Source organism: Cryobacterium sp. PH31-O1 (genome assembly GCF_030063455.1).
GTDB lineage: Bacteria > Actinomycetota > Actinomycetes > Actinomycetales > Microbacteriaceae > Cryobacterium.
The window spans coordinates 348,763-367,571 of the sequence record NZ_JASITB010000003.1; the positions used below are offsets into that span (position 1 = coordinate 348,763).

Annotated in this window: 17 protein-coding genes; 12 read left to right on the plus strand and 5 right to left on the minus strand. The window is 65.0% G+C overall.

Annotated elements, in window-relative coordinates; translation table 11 throughout:
• The first annotated feature begins 54 nt into the window (after positions 1 to 54).
• From QMK31_RS08900 to pstB, 6 genes are all read left to right on the plus strand, one after another.
• Positions 55 to 2,226, plus strand: coding sequence for an RNA degradosome polyphosphate kinase (locus QMK31_RS08900; protein ID WP_283500587.1), 2,172 nt, complete (start codon positions 55 to 57; stop codon positions 2,224 to 2,226).
• Entirely contained in the window at positions 2,226 to 3,167 is a 942-nt protein-coding gene (locus tag QMK31_RS08905) for an NUDIX hydrolase (protein WP_283500588.1), read from the plus strand. The genes QMK31_RS08900 and QMK31_RS08905 overlap by 1 nt, the downstream gene beginning before the upstream one ends.
• Before the next feature lie 235 nt (positions 3,168 to 3,402).
• Positions 3,403 to 4,491 carry a phosphate ABC transporter substrate-binding protein PstS gene (gene pstS, locus QMK31_RS08910; protein ID WP_283500589.1) on the plus strand — a complete coding sequence of 363 codons (1,089 nt, stop codon included), beginning with the start codon at positions 3,403 to 3,405 and terminating at the stop codon, positions 4,489 to 4,491.
• Between the two features lie 157 nt (positions 4,492 to 4,648).
• Complete coding sequence (gene pstC / locus QMK31_RS08915) at positions 4,649 to 5,590, plus strand: phosphate ABC transporter permease subunit PstC (protein WP_283500590.1); 942 nt, start codon at positions 4,649 to 4,651, stop codon at positions 5,588 to 5,590.
• Positions 5,590 to 6,678 carry a phosphate ABC transporter permease PstA gene (gene pstA / locus QMK31_RS08920; RefSeq protein ID WP_283500591.1) on the plus strand — a complete coding sequence of 363 codons (1,089 nt, stop codon included), beginning with the start codon at positions 5,590 to 5,592 and terminating at the stop codon, positions 6,676 to 6,678. Before pstC ends, pstA begins: the two co-directional genes overlap by 1 nt.
• Positions 6,679 to 6,699: 21 nt before the next feature.
• Positions 6,700 to 7,479, plus strand: coding sequence for a phosphate ABC transporter ATP-binding protein PstB (gene pstB / locus QMK31_RS08925; RefSeq protein WP_283500592.1), 780 nt, complete (start codon positions 6,700 to 6,702; stop codon positions 7,477 to 7,479).
• Positions 7,480 to 7,573: 94 nt separating this feature from the next.
• Here pstB and QMK31_RS08930 read toward each other — a convergent pair whose 3' ends face one another.
• Positions 7,574 to 9,091: an amidohydrolase gene (locus QMK31_RS08930; RefSeq protein ID WP_283500593.1), complete on the minus strand. Its 1,518-nt coding sequence runs from the start codon at positions 9,089 to 9,091 to the stop codon at positions 7,574 to 7,576.
• 490 nt (positions 9,092 to 9,581) lie between these two features.
• Here QMK31_RS08930 and QMK31_RS08935 point away from each other — a divergent pair, with 490 nt between their 5' ends.
• The 6 genes from QMK31_RS08935 to QMK31_RS08960 all read left to right on the plus strand — a co-directional run bounded on the left by QMK31_RS08935 (position 9,582) and on the right by QMK31_RS08960 (position 14,910).
• Entirely contained in the window at positions 9,582 to 10,115 is a 534-nt protein-coding gene (locus QMK31_RS08935) for a hypothetical protein (protein ID WP_283500594.1), read from the plus strand.
• Between the two features lie 127 nt (positions 10,116 to 10,242).
• Positions 10,243 to 11,487 carry a sensor histidine kinase gene (locus QMK31_RS08940; RefSeq protein ID WP_283500595.1) on the plus strand — a complete coding sequence of 415 codons (1,245 nt, stop codon included), beginning with the start codon at positions 10,243 to 10,245 and terminating at the stop codon, positions 11,485 to 11,487.
• A gap of 127 nt (positions 11,488 to 11,614) precedes the next feature.
• Entirely contained in the window at positions 11,615 to 12,352 is a 738-nt protein-coding gene (locus QMK31_RS08945) for a response regulator transcription factor (RefSeq protein ID WP_283500596.1), read from the plus strand.
• Between the two features lie 150 nt (positions 12,353 to 12,502).
• Positions 12,503 to 12,796, plus strand: coding sequence for a hypothetical protein (locus QMK31_RS08950; protein WP_283500597.1), 294 nt, complete (start codon positions 12,503 to 12,505; stop codon positions 12,794 to 12,796).
• Positions 12,763 to 13,962 carry a sugar transferase gene (locus tag QMK31_RS08955; RefSeq protein WP_283500598.1) on the plus strand — a complete coding sequence of 400 codons (1,200 nt, stop codon included), beginning with the start codon at positions 12,763 to 12,765 and terminating at the stop codon, positions 13,960 to 13,962. Before QMK31_RS08950 ends, QMK31_RS08955 begins: the two co-directional genes overlap by 34 nt.
• A 564-nt stretch (positions 13,963 to 14,526) precedes the next feature.
• Positions 14,527 to 14,910, plus strand: coding sequence for a hypothetical protein (locus QMK31_RS08960; RefSeq protein WP_283500599.1), 384 nt, complete (start codon positions 14,527 to 14,529; stop codon positions 14,908 to 14,910).
• A gap of 2 nt (positions 14,911 to 14,912) precedes the next feature.
• Here the strand turns inward: QMK31_RS08960 and QMK31_RS08965 are convergent, their stop codons facing one another.
• From QMK31_RS08965 to QMK31_RS08980, 4 genes are all read right to left on the minus strand, one after another.
• Positions 14,913 to 15,779, minus strand: a complete 867-nt coding sequence (locus tag QMK31_RS08965) for a hypothetical protein (RefSeq protein WP_283500600.1) — start codon at positions 15,777 to 15,779, stop codon at positions 14,913 to 14,915.
• Positions 15,780 to 15,889: 110 nt separating this feature from the next.
• Positions 15,890 to 16,807, minus strand: a complete 918-nt coding sequence (locus QMK31_RS08970) for a glycoside hydrolase family protein (protein ID WP_283500601.1) — start codon at positions 16,805 to 16,807, stop codon at positions 15,890 to 15,892.
• Between the two features lie 82 nt (positions 16,808 to 16,889).
• Positions 16,890 to 17,198 (minus strand): GIY-YIG nuclease family protein, encoded by a 309-nt coding sequence (locus QMK31_RS08975; protein WP_283500602.1) that lies wholly within the window; start codon positions 17,196 to 17,198, stop codon positions 16,890 to 16,892.
• Between the two features lie 464 nt (positions 17,199 to 17,662).
• Complete coding sequence (locus tag QMK31_RS08980) at positions 17,663 to 18,430, minus strand: hypothetical protein (protein WP_283500603.1); 768 nt, start codon at positions 18,428 to 18,430, stop codon at positions 17,663 to 17,665.
• Positions 18,431 to 18,809 lie beyond the last annotated feature (379 nt).

Consider the following 18,809-nt stretch of genomic DNA (forward strand, 5'->3'; position numbering starts at 1 on the left):
TGACGTTCACCCGGTTCGTCGCGGTGGCATGACCAAGGATGTCAGGATGGACAGATGGACGGCGAAACTACCCAAGCAGACTCGGGTCTCACAGACTTCGACGACGATTTTGAACCCCTGATCGAGAAACTCGACCCGGCCCTGCCAGACGACCGCTACCTCGACCGCGAGCTGAGCTGGCTCGCCTTCAACCAGCGGGTTTTGGAACTAGCCGAGGACGAGTCGCTGCCGGTGCTCGAACGCACCAACTTTCTCGCCATCTTCGCCAGCAACCTCGACGAATTTTTCATGGTGCGAGTCGCTGGCTTGAAGCGTCGTATTCTCACCGGCCTGGCCGTACCGACCAACGTGGGCCGGGCCCCGCAAGACGTGTTGAGCGACATCTCGGCGGCCGCCCACGCCCTGCAGGACCGTCACGCGCTCGCCTTCCAGAACCTGGTGCGCCCCGCACTCGCCGCGGCCGGCGTTGACGTCGTCGACTGGCAGAGCCTCGGTGACGCCGACCGCCGCTCGCTGCGCACGTACTTCTCCAACCAGATCTTTCCGGTGCTGATGCCTCTCGCTGTCGACCCGGCGCATCCGTTCCCCTACATCTCTGGCCTGTCGCTCAACCTGGCCGTGCGTGTGCGCAACACCAAGACCGGCAAGCAGGAGTTCGCCCGACTCAAGGTGCCGCCGATGCTGCCGCGTTTTGTGCGGGTGGATCGCAGCGAGTCCGTCGAGCGCATCCGCTATATCGCGCTCGAAGATCTCATCGCAAACCAGCTCGGCGACCTGTTTCCGGGCATGGAGATTCTGGAACACCACGTGTTTCGGGTCACCCGCAACGAAGACGTCGAGATCGACGAAGACGAGACCGAGAACCTGATTAAAGCGCTCGAGAAGGAGCTGCTGCGCCGCCGGTTCGGCCCGCCCATTCGCCTCGAAATTACCGAGGATATGGACGAAGTCACCCTCGGCTTGCTGGTGCGCGAACTCGACGTGACCGAGCAGGAGGTCTACCACCTGCCGGCGCCGCTCGACCTCGGCGGGCTGTTCGACCTGCGCATCGACCGGCCCGACCTGCACTTCGTCAAGCACGTACCGACGACGGCCGCCCAGCTGCTGCCAAGCGAGCCAAACGCCGAACAAGACATCTTTGCCGCCGTCGCTCGCGGTGATGTGCTGCTGCACCACCCCTACGAGTCGTTTGCGACGAGCGTGCAGGCGTTTCTGGAGCAGGCCGCGGCCGACCCGAACGTGCTCGCCATCAAGCAGACGTTGTACCGCACGAGTGGCGACAGCCCCATCGTCGAGGCGCTCATCGCCGCCGCCGACAGCGGCAAGCAGGTGCTCGCACTGGTCGAGATTAAGGCCCGCTTCGACGAGCAGGCCAATATCACCTGGGCGCGCAAGCTCGAAAAGGCCGGTGTGCACGTGGTCTACGGGCTGGTCGGTCTGAAAACACACTGCAAGCTCGCTCTCGTGGTGCGCTACGAGAAGGGTGTGCTGCGCCACTACAGCCACATCGGCACCGGAAACTACAACCCGAAAACCAGCCGCATCTACGAAGACCTCGGCCTTCTTACAGCGGATGCCCAGGTTGGCAAGGACCTCACCCGCCTGTTCAACGAGTTGTCGGGTTACGCGATTGAGAAGAAGTTCAAGCGTCTGCTGGTGGCTCCGCTGCACCTGCGAAAGGCCCTGCTCAAGCAGATCGCCATGGAGACCGCCAACGCGCTGGAGGGCAAGACCAGCGGAATCCGCATCAAGGTCAACTCCATGGTCGACGAGGACATCATCGACGCGCTGTACCGCGCCAGCCAGGCCGGCGTGCACGTCGACGTCTGGGTGCGCGGCATCTGCAGCCTCAAGCCGGGCGTCGCGGGCATGAGTGAAAACATCAGGGTGCGATCGATTCTCGGCCGCTACCTGGAACACTCCCGCATCTTCTCCTTTCACAACCTTGGCGAAACGCAGGTGTATATCGGCAGCGCCGACATGATGCACCGCAACCTCGACCGCCGGGTCGAGGCGCTCGTGCGACTGGTCGATCCGGAACATCTGGTCGAGATTGAGGCGCTGTTCGAACGGGCCATGGACGATCGCACGTCGAGCTGGTGGCTCGACGAGACCGGCCACTGGACCCGGCATGACGTCGATGAGAACGGCGTGCACCTGAGCGACATGCAGAACAAGTTGATGCAGCAGATCAGTGCGCGCAAACGGTCCGCCGGGCGTCGCTGATGCCTGTGAAGTCGACCGACGTGTACGCCGCCGGAGCCGTCTGCTGGCGCCTGATCGACGGCCGCATGCACGTGCTGCTGATTCACCGCACCGTGCACGGCGACGTCACCATTCCCAAGGGCAAGGTGGATCCGGGCGAGTCGCTGCCCCGCACAGCAGTGCGCGAGGTCGAGGAAGAGACCGGGCTGGCCGTGGCGCTCGGGGTTCCGCTGGGGGTGTCGCACTATGCCATGCCCGACGGTCGCACCAAGATCGTGCACTACTGGGCCGCCGAGATCACCCCGGAGGCGATCGCAAAGTCGACCTTCGTGCCCAACGGCGAGGTCGCCGCGATCGAATGGGTCACCATCAAGAAGGCCCGCACCTATCTGAGCTACCCAGCGGATGTCGGGATTCTCGAGACGTTCTCGTCGTTGGTCGATGCCGGGGTGACCCGCACGTTCGCGGTCATCGCACTGCGGCACGGCAAGGCTGCGCCGCGCACCGGCGCCGGGCCCGACGCGCGTCGTCCGCTGACCGCCCGCGGGGTGTCGCAGGCAGCGAGCCTGGTTGACACGGTCACCGCGTGGCGCCCGCTGCGCATTATTTCCAGCACGGCAACCCGGTGCGTCACGACGGTAGCTCCGCTGGCTGCCGCCACGGGCATCCCGATTAAGCAGACCGAACTCATCAGCCAGGACGCCCTTGAAAGCGGCGAAGCGGATGTTCGCACCGTCGTCGGCAAGCGCGTGCGGGCCCGCAAGACGGCCGTGCTGTGCAGCCACGGACCGGTGCTGCCGGAGATCATGCGCGAGATCGCGCTGGCCACCGGGAGTCAGACGTCGACGGCGCTGTTCGACGCCGCGGATCTGGACACCGGCGGGTTCTCGATCGTGCACCTGTCGTCGGAGAACCCGGCCGCAGGCATCCTGGCCATAGAGACGTACCCCGCGACGGCCTAATTTACGCAGACCGTTCGCGGGAGGGCGCTGGCGGTCTCGACGAACTCGACCAGCGGATGCTGCGCGGCTCTGCACGAGCGCGCCAGCGGAACGCGGGAAGCGTTATCTCGCGTTTACCTTCCGTTTACCAGCAGGACGGAGGCGCGTTACTTCGTGTGCCTAGCCTCTTTCATGGGCCAGCACCTGGCTTGCATCAGCAAACACAGTCTTGTCAAACCCTCGAAAGGGACTACACGTGAACTTTAAGCGTTTCGGCCGCCCCGCGGTCATCGCCATTGCCGCAGGCCTCGCACTCTCGTCCTGTGCAGCAAACGAGGGCGCCACCCCCGCCGACGACGCATCGGCCTCAACGCTCACCGGCACGCTCAACGGCGCCGGCGCCTCCTCGATGGATGCCGCCCAGCAGGCTTGGATCGCCGGCTTCCAGACGGCCAACACCGGCGTCACGATCAACTACGAGCCCTCCGGCTCCGGCGGCGGCCGTGAAGCCTTCATCGCCGGCGGCACCGACTTCGCCGGCAGCGACTCCTACATGAGCGAAGAAGAACTCGCCGGCACCTTCGCGTCCTGCGCTCCCGACAGCAAGGCCGTCGACCTCCCGGTCTACATCTCTCCCATCGCCGTGATCTTCAACGTCGACGGCGTTGACGAACTCAACATGGATGCTGACACGCTCGCCAAGATCTTCTCCGGCGCGATCACCACCTGGGACGACGAGGCCATCGTGGCGCTGAACCCCGACGCAACGCTTCCCTCCGAAACGATCAACGCCGTGCACCGCTCGGACGACTCGGGAACCACCAAGAACTTCACCGACTACCTCGGCCAGGCCGCGGCTGACGTGTGGACCGAAAAGGCCTCTGACACCTTCCCGTTCGGCGGCGAAGGCGCCAAGGGCACCTCCGGCGTTGTTGACGCTGTTACCAACGGCACGAACATGATCGGCTACGCCGACGCTTCGCAGGCCGGCTCACTCAGCACCGCCAAGCTCAAGGTCGGCGACGAGTTCGTTGCATACACCCCCGAGGCTGCCGCCGAGGTTGTCGCCGGATCGCCCCTCGTCGAAGGCCGCGCAGCGGATGACCTCGCGCTCGACCTGAACCGCAAGACCACCAACCCGGCGGAATACCCGCTGGTTCTGGTGAGCTACGCGATCGTCTGCAACGAGTACGCCGATCCCGCCCAGGGCGAGCTCGTCAAGGCCTACATCGAGTACATCGCCAGCGCTGCCGGCCAGACCGTCGCTGAAGAAGCTGCCGGTGTTGCCCCGCTGACGGCCGAACTCGAAGCCAACGTCGCCGCGGTTCTCGCGACCGTCAAGTAGCACCCGAACACACCTGCCCGGTCCGTTCTCGCACAACTGCGGGGGCGGATCGGGCAGACTGGGGTGTACGGCCATTTGCGTCCAGCCGTCACACACCCCGTTTTCGCACAACTTCACGAAGACGACGCTACAGTCCGACCCTATTTAGGAGACCGGCATGACCACAGCTGCCGCCACGACCATCAAGGCCAGGCAACGCCCGGGCGACCGCATCTTCTCCTCGGCCACCCTCATTGCCGGCGGCCTGATTCTGGCCGTGCTCGCCGCCGTCGCGATCTTTCTGCTGGTCGAGAGCCTGCCGGCTTTTATCGCCGACCCGGGCGAATTCAGCGGAGACACGACGAACTTCTGGTCCTACGTCGGTCCGCTCGTCTTCGGAACGATCTACTCGGCCATTCTGGCCCTGATCATGGCCGTTCCGGTCGCCATCGGCATCGCGCTGTTCATCTCGCACTTCGCTCCGCGCAAGCTGGCGCAGGGCCTCGGTTACCTGGTGGACCTGCTCGCCGCCGTACCGTCGGTCGTATTCGGCCTCTGGGGCATCGGCGTGCTGGCGCCGCTCGTGCAGCCCTTCTACTCCAACCTCGTGGACTGGTTCGGCTGGTTCCCCCCGTTCGCCGGCCCGGTGTCGGGCACCGGGCGCACCATCTTCACGGTGGCCATCGTGCTCGCCGTCATGATTTTGCCCATCATCACCGCCATCTGCCGCGAGATTTTTCTGCAGACCCCGCTGCTGCACGAGGAAGCTGCTCTGGCTCTCGGTGCCACCCGCTGGGAGATGATACGCATGGCCGTGCTGCCGTTCGGACTGCCCGGCATCATCTCGGCGTCGATGCTCGGCCTCGGCCGAGCCCTCGGCGAGACCATGGCCGTGGCCATGGTGCTCTCGCCCAGTCGCGAGGTCATCTTCCAACTGCTGACCTCACAGAATTCCAACACGATCGCCTCGAACATCGCCCTGAACTTTCCCGAGGCGCACGGCGTCGGCGTCAACATCTTGCTCGCGACCGGCCTGATGCTTTTCGTGGTCACCCTGCTCGTGAACATGCTGGCCCGCACCATCATCAACAGCCGTAAGGCATTTTCGGGAGCCAACTGATGACATCCGTTCTGGACGCCGCCCCGCTCACCAACTCGCTCACCGCCGGCAAACTACCCCGGCGTTCATCGCTGTGGATTCTGCTGGGCAGCTGGGCCGTGTCGGCCGCCATCTTCGCCATGCTCTATCTCTCGGGCAGCGTCGACGGTTTCAACATCGTCGGCACGGTCGTGTTCGGTACCGTGCTGTACTGCGTTGCCATCTACGTGCTCTCCCGCCTGGTCGAGGGCTCACGCAAGGCCAAGGACCGGCTGATGACGGCGCTCGTCACCGCAGCGTTCATCATTGCCCTGCTGCCGCTCATCTCGATCATCTACACCACGGTGGTCAACGGGCTGCCCGCTTTTCTGACGCCGACGTTCTTCACCGAATCGCAGCGCAACGTGGTGGGCGCGGGCGGCGGCGTGCTGCACGCCATTGTGGGCACGCTCATGGTCACCGGCATGGCCACGCTCATCTCGGTGCCGATCGGCCTGCTCGCCTCGATCTACCTGGTGGAATACGGTCGCGGCCGGCTCGCCAAGGCCATCACCTTCTTCGTCGACGTGATGACCGGCATCCCCTCGATCGTTGCCGGGCTGTTCGCCTTCGCACTGTTCGCGCTGTTGTTTGACGACCCGGGCATCCGCTTTGGATTCGGTGGGTCGATTGCGCTGTCGGTGCTGATGATTCCGGTGGTCGTGCGCTCGAGCGAAGAGATGCTCAAACTCGTGCCGAACGAGCTGCGCGAGGCCGCTTTTGCACTCGGGGTGCCGAAGTGGCTGACCATTCTCAAGGTGGTGCTGCCAACATCCATTGCCGGAATCGTCACCGGTGTGATGCTGTCGATCGCCCGCGTGATCGGCGAGACCGCTCCGCTGCTGATCATCGCCGGCTTCACGTCGAGCATGAACTACGACCTCTTCGGTGAGCGCATGATGACGCTGCCGGTGTTCGTGTACACGCAGTACGCCAACCAGGGCGCAGATTCGCAGGCATACATCGACCGGGCCTGGGCCGGAGCGCTCACCCTGATCGTGATCGTCATGCTGCTCAACGGACTCGCACGCCTGATCGCCCACTGGTTCTCGCCCAAGCTGGGCCGCTAACTCTTCTTAGAAAGGACTTAAATGTCTAAGCGCATCGAAGTCAACGACCTCAACGTGTATTACAGCAATTTTCTGGCCGTCGAGGGCGTCTCGATCGTGATTGAGCCGCGCACGGTGACCGCGTTCATCGGGCCGAGTGGTTGCGGAAAGAGCACCTTCATTCGCACGCTCAACCGCATGCACGAAGTCATCCCCGGCGCGCGCGTTGAGGGTGAAGTGCTCATCGACGGTAACAACCTGTACGGCCCCGGCGTTGACCCGGTGCTGGTGCGCCGCCAGGTGGGCATGGTCTTTCAGCGGCCCAACCCGTTTCCGACCATGTCGATTCAGGACAACGTGCTGGCCGGCGTGAAGCTCAACAACCGTCGCATGAGCAAAACGGATGCCGACGACCTCACCGAAAAAGCCCTCCGCGGCGCCAACCTCTGGAACGAGGTCAAGGACCGCCTGGCGCGTCCCGGATCGGGGTTGTCTGGTGGGCAGCAGCAGCGCCTCTGCATCGCGCGGGCGATTGCGGTCGAGCCCGACGTGATTTTGATGGACGAGCCCTGCTCGGCGCTCGACCCGATCTCGACGCTCGCCATCGAGGACCTGATCGAGGAGATGAAGAGCGAATACACGATCGTGATCGTGACACACAACATGCAGCAGGCCTCGCGGGTGTCGGACCGCACCGCGTTCTTCAACATTGCGGGCACCGGCAAGCCGGGCAAGCTCATTGAGTACGACGACACAACCACCATCTTCTCGAACCCGAGAGTGCAGGCGACCGAGGACTACGTGTCGGGGCGGTTCGGGTAGGGGTAACAGGTGCCGAGGTGTGAGTTTCAGGCGATTTCAACGACTTAATGGCCCAAGATTCACACCTCGGTGACGCGAGCGAGTGCGAGCCGGGTCAGGGGGCCAGCAGAGCGGCGCCGTGGGTGGGGCGACCGGCTAGCAGGGTGGCGGCCACGGGCATCCGCTCGAAGACGGCGTCGGAGACCGTGAGCGGATCGCCGTCGAGCACCGCAATGTCGGCCACGTCGCCGACGTGTAAGCGGGTGCGACCGCGGGCGGATGCGGCGAGGGCCTGACTGCGGGTGATGACCTGATCGGGGCGCCAGGGTTCGCGCGAGTCGCTACGGGCGCGGGACGACGCGGCGCTCATGGCGGTGAAGGGATCGAGCGGGGCGACGGGGGCGTCGGATCCGAAGGCGAGGGTGGCGCCCGCGTCGAGCAGGGAACGCAGGGCGAAGACGCGGTCGGCGCCGGCCGACCAGTTGAGCTCGACCGCGTCGCGGTCGTCGAGGGCATGCTCCGGCTGCACGCTCGCCGTGACGCCGAGGCGGGCGAAGCGGGCGAAATCCGCGGACTGCAAGAACTGGGCGTGTTCGATGCGGCCGGTGGTGTTCGAGCGCTCGAAGGCGTTCAGGGCGACCGTGTTGGCGGCGTCGCCGATGGCGTGCACGGCGGGCAGCAGCCCGGCCTCGCGCGCTTTCCGCAGAATCTCGGTGAGCTCGTCTTCACTCACGGTGAGCACGCCGTGCCCGCCGACCGGGTACTCGTCGACACAGAATGCGGTGCGGGTGTTCAGGGATCCGTCGATGAGAAGCTTGAGCGGCCCGACGGTGAGCAGGCCGTGGGTGTCTGCGATCTTCTGGCCGGTGTGCATGCGCTCGGCTATGGCGCGGTCGAGGTCGGCCAGGTAGACGCCGACGTCGACTCGGAGTGCGTCGAACCCGGCGGCGATGCGGCGTTGCCAGACGTCGCGGTTCCAGGTCATCTCGAAGTCGACGATGCCGACCACGCCGCGGGCGGCGGCACGTTGGGCGGCCTGGGCGGCGAGCGCGTCGACCTCGGCGTTGGGCAGCTGGCCGAGCGCGATCGTGACGTTGAAGGCGGCTTGTTCGCGCAGCAGTCCGGATGCATCGACTTTCACGTTGAATCGCTCGGCCGCCGCGCTGTTCAGCCAAACACAGTGCAGGTCGTGGCTGATCAAAGCGGTCGGATGCCCGTGCGTCACCTCATCGAGACCGCGCAGGGTGGGTGCGTCGGCCCAGACGGCATCGCGAAAGCGCACTCCGATCAGCGGGGTTGGGCGGGCCGAGGGGTCGCGCTGCGAGGCCGGGCGGTCCGACGCGTCGACGGAAGTCCCCCGGTCGAGCGCGACCGCGTGCGAACGCATGAGTTCGAGAGCCTCGCGGGCCGAGGTTGCGGAGGACAGGTCGAACCGGGCGCCGGCGAGCGCCCACTGGGTCAGGTGCACGTGTTCGTCCCAGAGGCCGGGGATGACGGTGCGGCCGTCGAGGGTCGGGGCATCCGTTTGGGTGGTAGCCGGTGTGATGCGGGTGATGATGCCCGCAGCGATGTGCACGTCGGAGAGCATCGTGTCGCCGGGCTGCATCACGGAGCGAAGAACGAGATCGGGCATGGTTCGTCTTTCGGTCGAGAGGGGTTCTTGCCACCCTACAGGCGGGTGAGTTCGGGCACTGTTCGGGGCCCGTGCGGGGTGCCTCCAGGCGTGAGTGACTCCGGGCTCGGTGCCTCCAGGCGTGAATGCCTCCGGGCGTGAATGCCTCCGGGCTCGGGGCCTGCGCGCGGGGCCTCATGGCGGACGGGGCCCGGGCCCCGTCCCCGGGCCCAGTTTAGAAACTGGGCCCGGGGCCATAAGGTGGGCCCGGGCGGGACCGACAATGAGCACGGGCGCGCCGGCGGCTCGATCAACGACATCGGGCGGACCGACAGCGGGCCGGCCGTGGCAGGAGGGAGGAGGCAGGAGGGAGGAGAGCCTAACAGGCATTACGAAAAGGTGACAATTTGTCAAGAAACCGTAGATATCTACGGTGAAGGCCGCTACGGTATGGCCTTCGGTGCCAATTCGCGGCCCGCGCCCAATCGACCATGCTGACAGGAATTCGCAAATGGTAAAGAAGTTCTTCGCAATCACCGCCCTCGCCACTCTCGCCACTCTCGCCGTCTTTGCGGTCCCGGCGGCAGCAGCATCCGCTGTCGATTATGTTCCCGGGGGCGACGTAAACGTGACGGTGACGGGGGTTCCCACTCCCGGAGCGTCCGTGACGGTGACGGCCGAACCGGGCTCCTTTCCCGACGACTCGAGCGCGGCCATCACTATCTCCGGCTCCCCCAAGGCCAGCGTCGGCGCGGTGAAGGCGCCGACCGGCGCCGTGAACAACACCGGTTCGGTGAGCTTTACCGTGGTGCTTCCCGCCACGGCCGCGGGGTCGCAGACCGCCACCATCTCCGGAGCCCAGACCGGCCGCTCGGGTTCGGCCGTCATCACCCTGGTCGTGGCAGACTCCGCCGCCGCCCGGCTCGCCTCCGCGGGCTATACGGCACCGACCGGGCTGATCTGGGGCGGCGGCGCCGCGCTGGTGCTCGGACTCGCCCTGGCCGCAGCGAGCGCGATGACGCGTCGGCGCGCATCCGCTAACTAGACAACCAACCGCCCGAGATAGTGCTGTCGCCCACGGTCTGGCCAACCGCAGGATTCTGTCCAGTTTCCATAACCCCCATAGTGGGCTAAACCGTCGTGAGGGCCGTGTAAAACCCTAGGCTGAGGCCATGGTGACAGGTGAGGCACTCCGCGACACGGGCCGAACCCTGCTCGATTTTCAGGGCGTCATGTTCGGGGCGCTGGTGATCGTGGGCACGGCGGTACTGCTCAGCCAACCGGATGCCCTCAACCCTGTTCTCTACGCCGTCGGCGCCGGCCTCATTGCCCTGATCACCCTGATCACCGGCATCTGGCGCAATCACCCCACCCTGCAACGGTTTTCGGTACTGCTGCCGCTCGCCGACCTAATTGGAATTCGGGTGACCGCCTACGCGGAGGGAGCGACGCTGTCGGGCGGGGCCCTGCTGCTGATTCTGCCTATCATCTGGATCGCCTACTCCTACGGACTGCGCGCTGTGCTGGCCGCCATCGCCCTCATTCTGGTCACGAGCCCCGCGGGATTGTTGTCCCAGTACAGCGAAGAACTCGACCCCGACAACTTCACCCGCATCGTGGCATACCCGCTGACGCTGCTTATTTTGGCGGGGGCTGCGGGGGTGTCGGGCGCGCGCATCCGTCGTAAGAGGGTGCAGCTGGCCGCGCAAACCGTGCTGACCGCGCAGGCGGTACGCGCCCGCGACGACCTGATCGAGGCCGTCACCCACGAGTTGCGCACTCCGCTCACCTCCATTCTGGGCAATGCCGAGCTGGTGTTGCGCACGAGCGAGCCGCAGACGGTGGCGCGGCGGGCCGGAGTGATCCTACGCAACGCCGAGCAGATGGAAGCCATTCTCACCGATCTGCTGCTCGCCCGCAGCACGGGAACGGTGCTGCTCGGGCTGCACCGCGCAGACATCGACCTGCGCGCGCTCATCGAGACGAGCCTGGCGGCGAGCCGGGCGGCGGCCGATGCGCGCGGTGTGACGCTCGACGTGCTCGCTTCTGACCCGCTTCACGCCGACGTCGACCCCGGCCGCATTCGGCAGGTGCTCGACAATATGCTGACCAATGCCATTAAATACAACCGGGTCGGCGGCACGGTGGTCGTGAGCGAGACCCGCACGGTCGACACGGTGACATTCGCCGTCACCGACAGCGGATGCGGGATCGCCCCGCACGAACGCGCGCGGGTATTCGAGCCGTACTATCGCACCGAGTCGGCGCGGCGGTCTGCGCAGGAGGGCTCGGGGCTGGGCCTTGGCATCAGCCGGGACATCGCGCGGCGGCACGGTGGTGACCTGCGCCTGGTCGCATCGTCGTCGCGCGGAAGCAGGTTTGAGCTGACCCTACCGCTCGCGCTTTCTGAGCGCTGAAGTTGCTGCGCCGATGCAGCCGTTGGGCGCGAGAGCGGTGGCGCAGGTAGGTTTCGGCGCAACATTTTTTCAACTCTCCCTGGCTGTGGGGCTTGGGTAGAGTGAGGGGACAGGGCAAGGGGGCACCGTGAATTCTGACCGCATCGCGGTGGTCATCGAAGACGACGCCGATGTGGGCGAGGTGATCGAGTCCATTCTCATCGAGGCCGGCTTCGAGGTGAAGCTCGCCGGCACCGGGGCCGAGGGAGTCGAACTCGTACGGGCCCATGCCCCGACGCTCACGACCCTCGACGTGAACATGCCCGGCATGGACGGCTTCGAAACACTCAAACGCATTCGCCTACTCACCGCGAGCAGCATCATCATGATCTCGGCACGCTTTGACGAGGTCGACGTCGTGCGCGGCCTCAGCGCCGGCGCCGACGACTTCGTCGCCAAACCCTTTCGCACCGGCGAGCTGCGCGCCCGCATCGACGCGGTGCTGCGGCGAGCGCCGACCGTGTTCGACGCCACACAGCCCAGCTCGGTCCCGAGACTCGAACCAAACGGATGGTTGCACCACGACGGTCTGCGCCTCGATCCGGCGCGGCGCGTGGTGGAGGTGGATGGGGCATCCGTTCTGCTGACCCGCAGTGAATTCGATCTGCTCGCGCGGCTGCTGCAGCGAGTCGATCAGGTGCACAGCAAGGGGGAACTCATTCTCGAACTGCGCGGCGACAGCTATGCCAGCGGCCTCGTGACGCTTGCCGACAAGCGCTCCCTCGAGGTGCACGTGGCGAACCTGCGCAGAAAGATCGGGCCCGCCGACCGCATCGAAACGGTGCGCGGTGTGGGCTACCGTCTGCGCCGCCTGGGCACAATCTAGGCCCCAGTCGCCTACCTCGCCGCTCAAACAAGCGGATGCGGATAGTCACGTTCCGCAGGCAGCCCTCGACCCCTCAATGGGGAAAACCCACTTCGGTATACTGGTCCGGCGGACGATTCCGCACACACACTCGGGGGGGGTGACCACGACGTGTCGAACACGACGCTCGCACAAAAACAGATCAAACCGACCCGCGACTGGCACGCCATCTACTCGGCCCGCCTCACGCTCACCGACCTGCTCGTGCTCATCTGGGTCGTCTTCGGCGTGCAGATCGCCTGGTTCGGGTTTGACAGCGCCAACCTCGCCGTGCGGTCCTCCGACCTAGCCGTGAGCTACACCACGGTCTCCGTGATTCTGATCGTGAGCTGGATGGCCGTGCTCAGCATCTACGGAACCCGCACCGACGCGTGCTCGGAACCGGTTTTGACGAGTACAAGCTGATCGCGGGGGCATCCGTTCGGCTGTTCGGTCTGCTGGCCATTGTGGCTTATCTCATGAAAATTGACGTGGCCCGCGGCTACATTCTGCTGGCGTTTCCGCTCGGCACGGTCGTGCTCGTGTTCTCGCGCTGGATGTGGCGCCAGTGGCTGGTCTCCCAGCGTGCCGGCGGCCACTTCACCTCCCGCGTCATTCTGGTCGGCACCCTCGCGTCGTCCACCCATATCGCCCGCGAACTGAACACCCGCCTCGGAGCCGGCTATCTGGTGGTCGGCGCCTGCGTCACTGCTGGCGAGGTCAGCTCCCATCTGCCGGAGGGCACCGTTCCCGTGCTCGGCGGCATCGACGACGTGCACACCGCCCTCGACTCGCAAGCCGCCGACACGGTCGTCATTACCAGCAGCGACTCCATCTCCCCCACCCGCATGCGCGAACTCAGCTGGAGCCTCGAACCCGGCCGCCACCACCTCATCATGGTGCCGCGCCTCATCGACGTTGGCGGTCCGCGCATTCACACCCGGCCGGTCGCGGGGCTGCCGCTCATCCACGTTGAGACCCCCCGCTATGAAGGACGCACCCAATTCACCAAGCGCGCGTTCGACATCATCGTGTCGACCCTGCTCCTCGTGCTGCTCTCGCCCGTGCTGCTCGCTATCGCCCTCGCGGTGCGCATGAGCGGGGCCGGCCGGGTGCTCTTCACCCAGCAACGCGTCGGCTTCAACGGCAACCGCTTTCACATGATCAAGTTTCGCTCGATGGTGGTCGACGCCGAAGCCCGCCTCGCCGATCTGAAGGCCAGTGCCGGCAACTCGGTGATGTTCAAGATGAAGAACGACCCCCGCGTCACCCGGGTGGGCCGCGTGCTGCGCCGGTTCAGCCTCGACGAACTCCCCCAGCTATTCAACGTGCTGCGCGGAAACATGTCACTCGTCGGACCCCGCCCGCCGCTCGAGACCGAGGTGAACGAGTACGCGCACCACGTGCACCGCCGTTTTCTGGTGAAGCCCGGCGTCACCGGACTCTGGCAGGTCAGCGGCCGCTCCAACCTCTCCTGGGACGAAACCGTGCGCCTCGACCTCTATTACGTCGAGAACTGGTCGCTCACCGGCGACTTGGTCATCCTTTGGCGCACAGCCCGCGCGGTACTGGCCCGAGACGGCGCCTTCTAGCTTTCGTCAAGCAGAGAAAATCTCAAGAAACCTCGCTAATCGACGGTGACTAGGCTACGTTCGCACTACGGAAGCGCGCTTACCCTCGCGAATCCGTCGTGTGTCGCCGCCCGCGCAGCGCACGTACCCGCCGGCTTGAAGGTGCACCCGCATGCGCTCACCCCTGTACTACATCCGCCGGTGGCTCGACCGGCACCTGGGCGCTCCCCTCGACGCCATGTACGAGCGCATCGACGCGAACCTGCAGGGCGACGGCCGCTAGCCCGCTTTCAGCCAGCGGATACGGGGTGGCAGGGATTCGCCGACAGCCCGCGCCACCAAGCCCGTCAAGTTGCCCTTGAAGTATACTGTCTATCTCGTCTAGACTGCGTGCATGAAGAGCGCGGAACCTACCTGAAAGATGGTCAAAGTGCTGCGACAAGCGGGGTGAACTCCCGGTAAAACAGTCGGAAGCCACACCAAATGGTACTCACCGACCGGCCGCACCCTATCCATCCCTGACGGTCACACCATGATGTCGCCGGGGCTTGTACGTCAGGTTCTGAAGGCAATTGAGGACACGAAATGAGCAGCTACATTGCAACGGTCTCCCGCGAGGGTAAATGGTGGATGGTGCGGGTGGCCGGACTGCACGGCCTCACCCAGGCGCGTCATCTGGGCGAGGCGAATCAGATGGCCCGTGAATTCATCGCCGTCTCGCTCGACGAACCGCTTGAGAACATCGACGTCGTTGTCACGGTCGGGTCCGCAGGAAAGGTCACAGACATCGACGGTGCGCTCAAACGCATCCGGGCCGAACGCGCCGCCGGTGCCGATTTGGAGCGTAAGGCCCAGCAAGCCACCATTGAGCTGGCCCGCGCTCTCGTCGCCGAAGACATTCCGTTGCGTGACATCGGGTCGGTGCTCGGCCTGTCGCACCAACGAGTGCACCAGCTCGTCAACAGCTAGCGCTACGACCCCGCGCGGTGCAGCAGCGACAGGTCGATGATGACCACGGCGTCGCGCGCGTCACGCGAGAGGCGGTCCTGCTCCTTCTTGTATCGTGCGTCGGCGGCCTGCTGCTGCTCCGCAGACAGGGTCTTGGTATCTTGCGCCGGCGCCGCCCGCAGGTAGAGCGCGGCCCGCGCGCACAGGTAGCGCGTGGTGCCGCGGTCGAGAACCAGTTCGATGGAATCCGTCGCGGACCCGGTTGCCGACGGCCCGGTCTCGCCCCAGTACACGGATCGACCAGCAGCACCCTCGACGTGCTTACTGACGAGCGAGTCGCGGCACCAGTCGAGTGTCGTGCCGCCGGCGCCCGCGTCGATGGTCTTCACGTCGAGCAGCATCTTCTCGTTGGCCTTCAGCGTGGAGCTCGAGGCGTCGGCCGACAGGTGCACGCTGCCGTCGGCTGCGATCGTCGCGGTGAGATTCACGACCGGCTGGTCGCGCAGGGCGAGGCTCTCCGACCCGATCCAGACCATCCACGAGACCCCGATCAGCAGCAGCAGGGCGCCGAGCGCCGCCCCGATGCGGGTCAGCACGGGCCGCTTCCAGAGGGCACCGATAAAAGGAAGCACCCCGCCCAGCAGCACGACCACGATCGCCCACGGAAACAGCTGGGACTGGTTGCGAATGAGCCGGCCGAGCACGTCACCCTGAATGCCGATCGCGGCCAGCACGCCGAGGGCGAGGGTGATGGATCCGTAGAGGGCGACCCGCGCCGAGACGGGAAGATCGCCGTCGGCCGGCTTCGTCGCCGGGTCTGGGTCGGGGGCCTTCGGCGGTGGCACCGCGTCGGCCGCGGTGACCGCAGCTCTGCGCGACGAACGAGGCATCAGCGGCCGTTCTGTTGGGGGGTCGCCGAAACCCTATCGCCACACCGCCGGTGCCGCTAGGCACTGCCCAGAGCGGATGCGGGACGGCCGGCCGCGCCTCCCGGCCCGCGCTACCCGAGCAGGTCGTCGCTCCACGGAATCGGGTCGATGATGCTGCCGACGAAGACCCCGTCGACCTCGTTGGTGAACCCCATGAGCGCCCACTCCTCCCGGTCGCGCACGAACTGGGCCGCGTACAAAGACGGCAACTGCACTGGGCGTGCCCCGGCCATATCCCACGGACCCAGCAGCGTCTCGCCCCGGGCAACCCAGGTAGCCGTGGCCCGGTCTCCGAACGCGGCCGACACCGAGGCATCCGCTGCGCCGCAGCTAAACAGCAGCGACGGCGTGCCGTTCACGATGCGTGCCTGCACGACCTCCATCTGGCCGAACCCGGCCGGGTTCGTGAGGGGTTCGAGCACGGTCCAGGTGTCGAGATCGGGGCTCGTGGCGTGCCCCACCACGCCACGCCCGTCAGGGTCACCCAGATTCGACCGCGCGGTGATGAACATGTGAAAGAGGCCCTCGTGCTCGAACACGAACGGATCCCGCCAGGCCTCATCGGGCCAGGTGCCCTCCCCGAGCGTCTCGTACCAGCGCGGGTCGGCCTCGAGGGCGGGCGACGTCATGCGCGTCCACTCGATGAGGTCGGGCGACGTCGCCCAGCCGATACGCTGCGTGAGCCCCCGCTCGGCCCGGCTGATGCCGGTGTAGAAGAGCCGCCAGGTGCCATCCGGCGCCTGAATCACCGACCCGGTCCAGGTGGCCAGGTCATCAAACGCCGGCCCGTCGGAGTGCACGAGGGCATCGGGCAGCAGGGTCCAGGTGCGCAGGTTCTGCGACACCGCATGACCGATGGCGGCCCGGTGATGGCGTCGATCGGGGTCGATGAGCGCCCGCGACGCCCGCAGAAAGAACAGGTGCTGGTCGTCGCCGTTGTGCGCGACCCAGTTGTCCCACACCCAATGATCAGAAAGTTCAAGAGTCATACCGATCATTTCATCACAGCGGATGCGCGATGGCCGGCCGCGTCCCCACAACTCACTCTCTTGAATTGTCAATCAAGCCGCCCTAGAAAGATGCGTCCACTTCGTCGGTGTCCGGGGGCATCCGCTTGACCAGGTCTGCGATGCGATGCTCCATCAGCGCGACGCGCTTCTTGCGGCCCCACTTCTGCAGCTGCTTTTCGCGGCCGTAGGCGTCGATCATCAGTTCGTACTCCTCGAAGTAGACGAGCACGACAGGACGGCGCTTGGCCGTATAGCTGGCGCCGCCCTCCTCCGTGCCGTGGTTGTGCTGCCAGATTCGCAGTTCGAGGTTCCACGTGCTGCCGATGTAGAAGGATCCGTCAAAGCACTTGACCATGTAGGTGTAGGGCATACCGCAGAGACTGGCACCGAACGCCCCGGCGAGTGAAAGTTATCCACAGGCTGCAAGCGGACGCGGGATGGCCGGGTTTCGCAGACCGCCCGCGACTTCCGGTGGTGGTCTCGGCAAGCTCGACCAACGGGTTTGGGCGATCGAGCTGCGTGACGACGGCGGCGCCTGCACGTCCGGCCCCGAGCCGCTGATCGAGCTTGCCGAGATCGCAGTTGACCAACGCGAGGCGGCCTGCAAAAGACGACAATGTCGTTGATCGAGCTTGCCGAGATCGCAGTCGACCAACGCGAGCCTGTCTGCGGAACGCAAGTATCGGGCTGCCCGTTTCGCAAGCGGATGCGAGATGGCCGGGTTTTTTCCCGAGTCACCGCTGGATGCCATGGCCGACGAGGTCACGGCTTAGGCCACAACGAAGCTCGGCTACGCCGCGCTCTAGTCGATCGACCTCAGAATCTACAGAGCAACTATGTACTCCTGTGTCTAACAGGCCTCGTGGTCGTTTCAGACCTGAGCGCGTGCGCCACTGCAGGAAAGTGGTCGGTCGCGGTAGCTAGACAGGCGACAAGAATGCGCCACGCGGGAAGTCCCCGGATCCGGTCCAAGTGTGTGGAGTTCACGCCACGTGCACTGACGGATTCGATAACAAGAACACCGATGGGCGTTCCATCGAGCTTGTCGACGCGAATCGCCATGAGCGATCTGCTCTGCATGGACATACCCGCAACTTCAGCCCTACTGAAACCATGTTCCTCTACTAATTTTGACTCCCAAGCTTCCCGAGCCTCAGGAAACCCTGTTATGACCGTCTCGCCTTCATCCCAAGCTTTCCAAATAGAGCCCTGCTTCTCGGGGTAAGTTAATCGCCCGAACTTCTGGAGCTCAGGACTAGATGACACCCTGCTGAGAAGCATGAACTCTTCGTTTGAGTGACAATAAAAGCTGGTCCGCATACCCGACTGGTAAACGGCCAGTTCTGTGGAGATATCAAAAATTAGGACTTTGATCATCGAGTTGATGGCCTTTGCCCTGTCAGTGGAAATCACCACCGCATCGTCGTGCTTATCGAGCAGTTCCCCGTAAGTGGGTTTCTGGCTCAAACGACCTACCAATCCGACGAGGACACATATTCCCCCGGAGCACAGAGCCCAGACAGGGAAATCTCCGCCGAAAAAGGTGTTCAACTTTTCAAGGAGATTGGCCGCGCCGGCACCGGCCAGGAGCACGGTGCCCACGTAGTTGAAAATATGATGCCAATACTGGCCTACCCAACGAACCAAGCGATCCGCTCGGCTCCGTTGCGGAACATGCGGTTGCACTTAAGCGGGTACCAGTTCGGTTGTCTGGACACTTGCGAACAACGAATTAGCAGACGCCAAACTTGGATCAGACCGATCCGTCTCTAGGGCGTCCGCGATAACTTGACCTCCTACGCTCTCAATCGCTTGGGCGCAAAAGGCGATCGCCTTGTGTTCAGCATCAGCCCAGCTGGATCCATTTATCACCACAGAGATGTTGACCAAGCGTGATGAAAGAACCGCAGACAGGTCAGCCTCTGTTGCCCACGAGGTTTCTCTCTCCAAAAGTAGCAGCGCGTCCTGGAGATGATCCGTT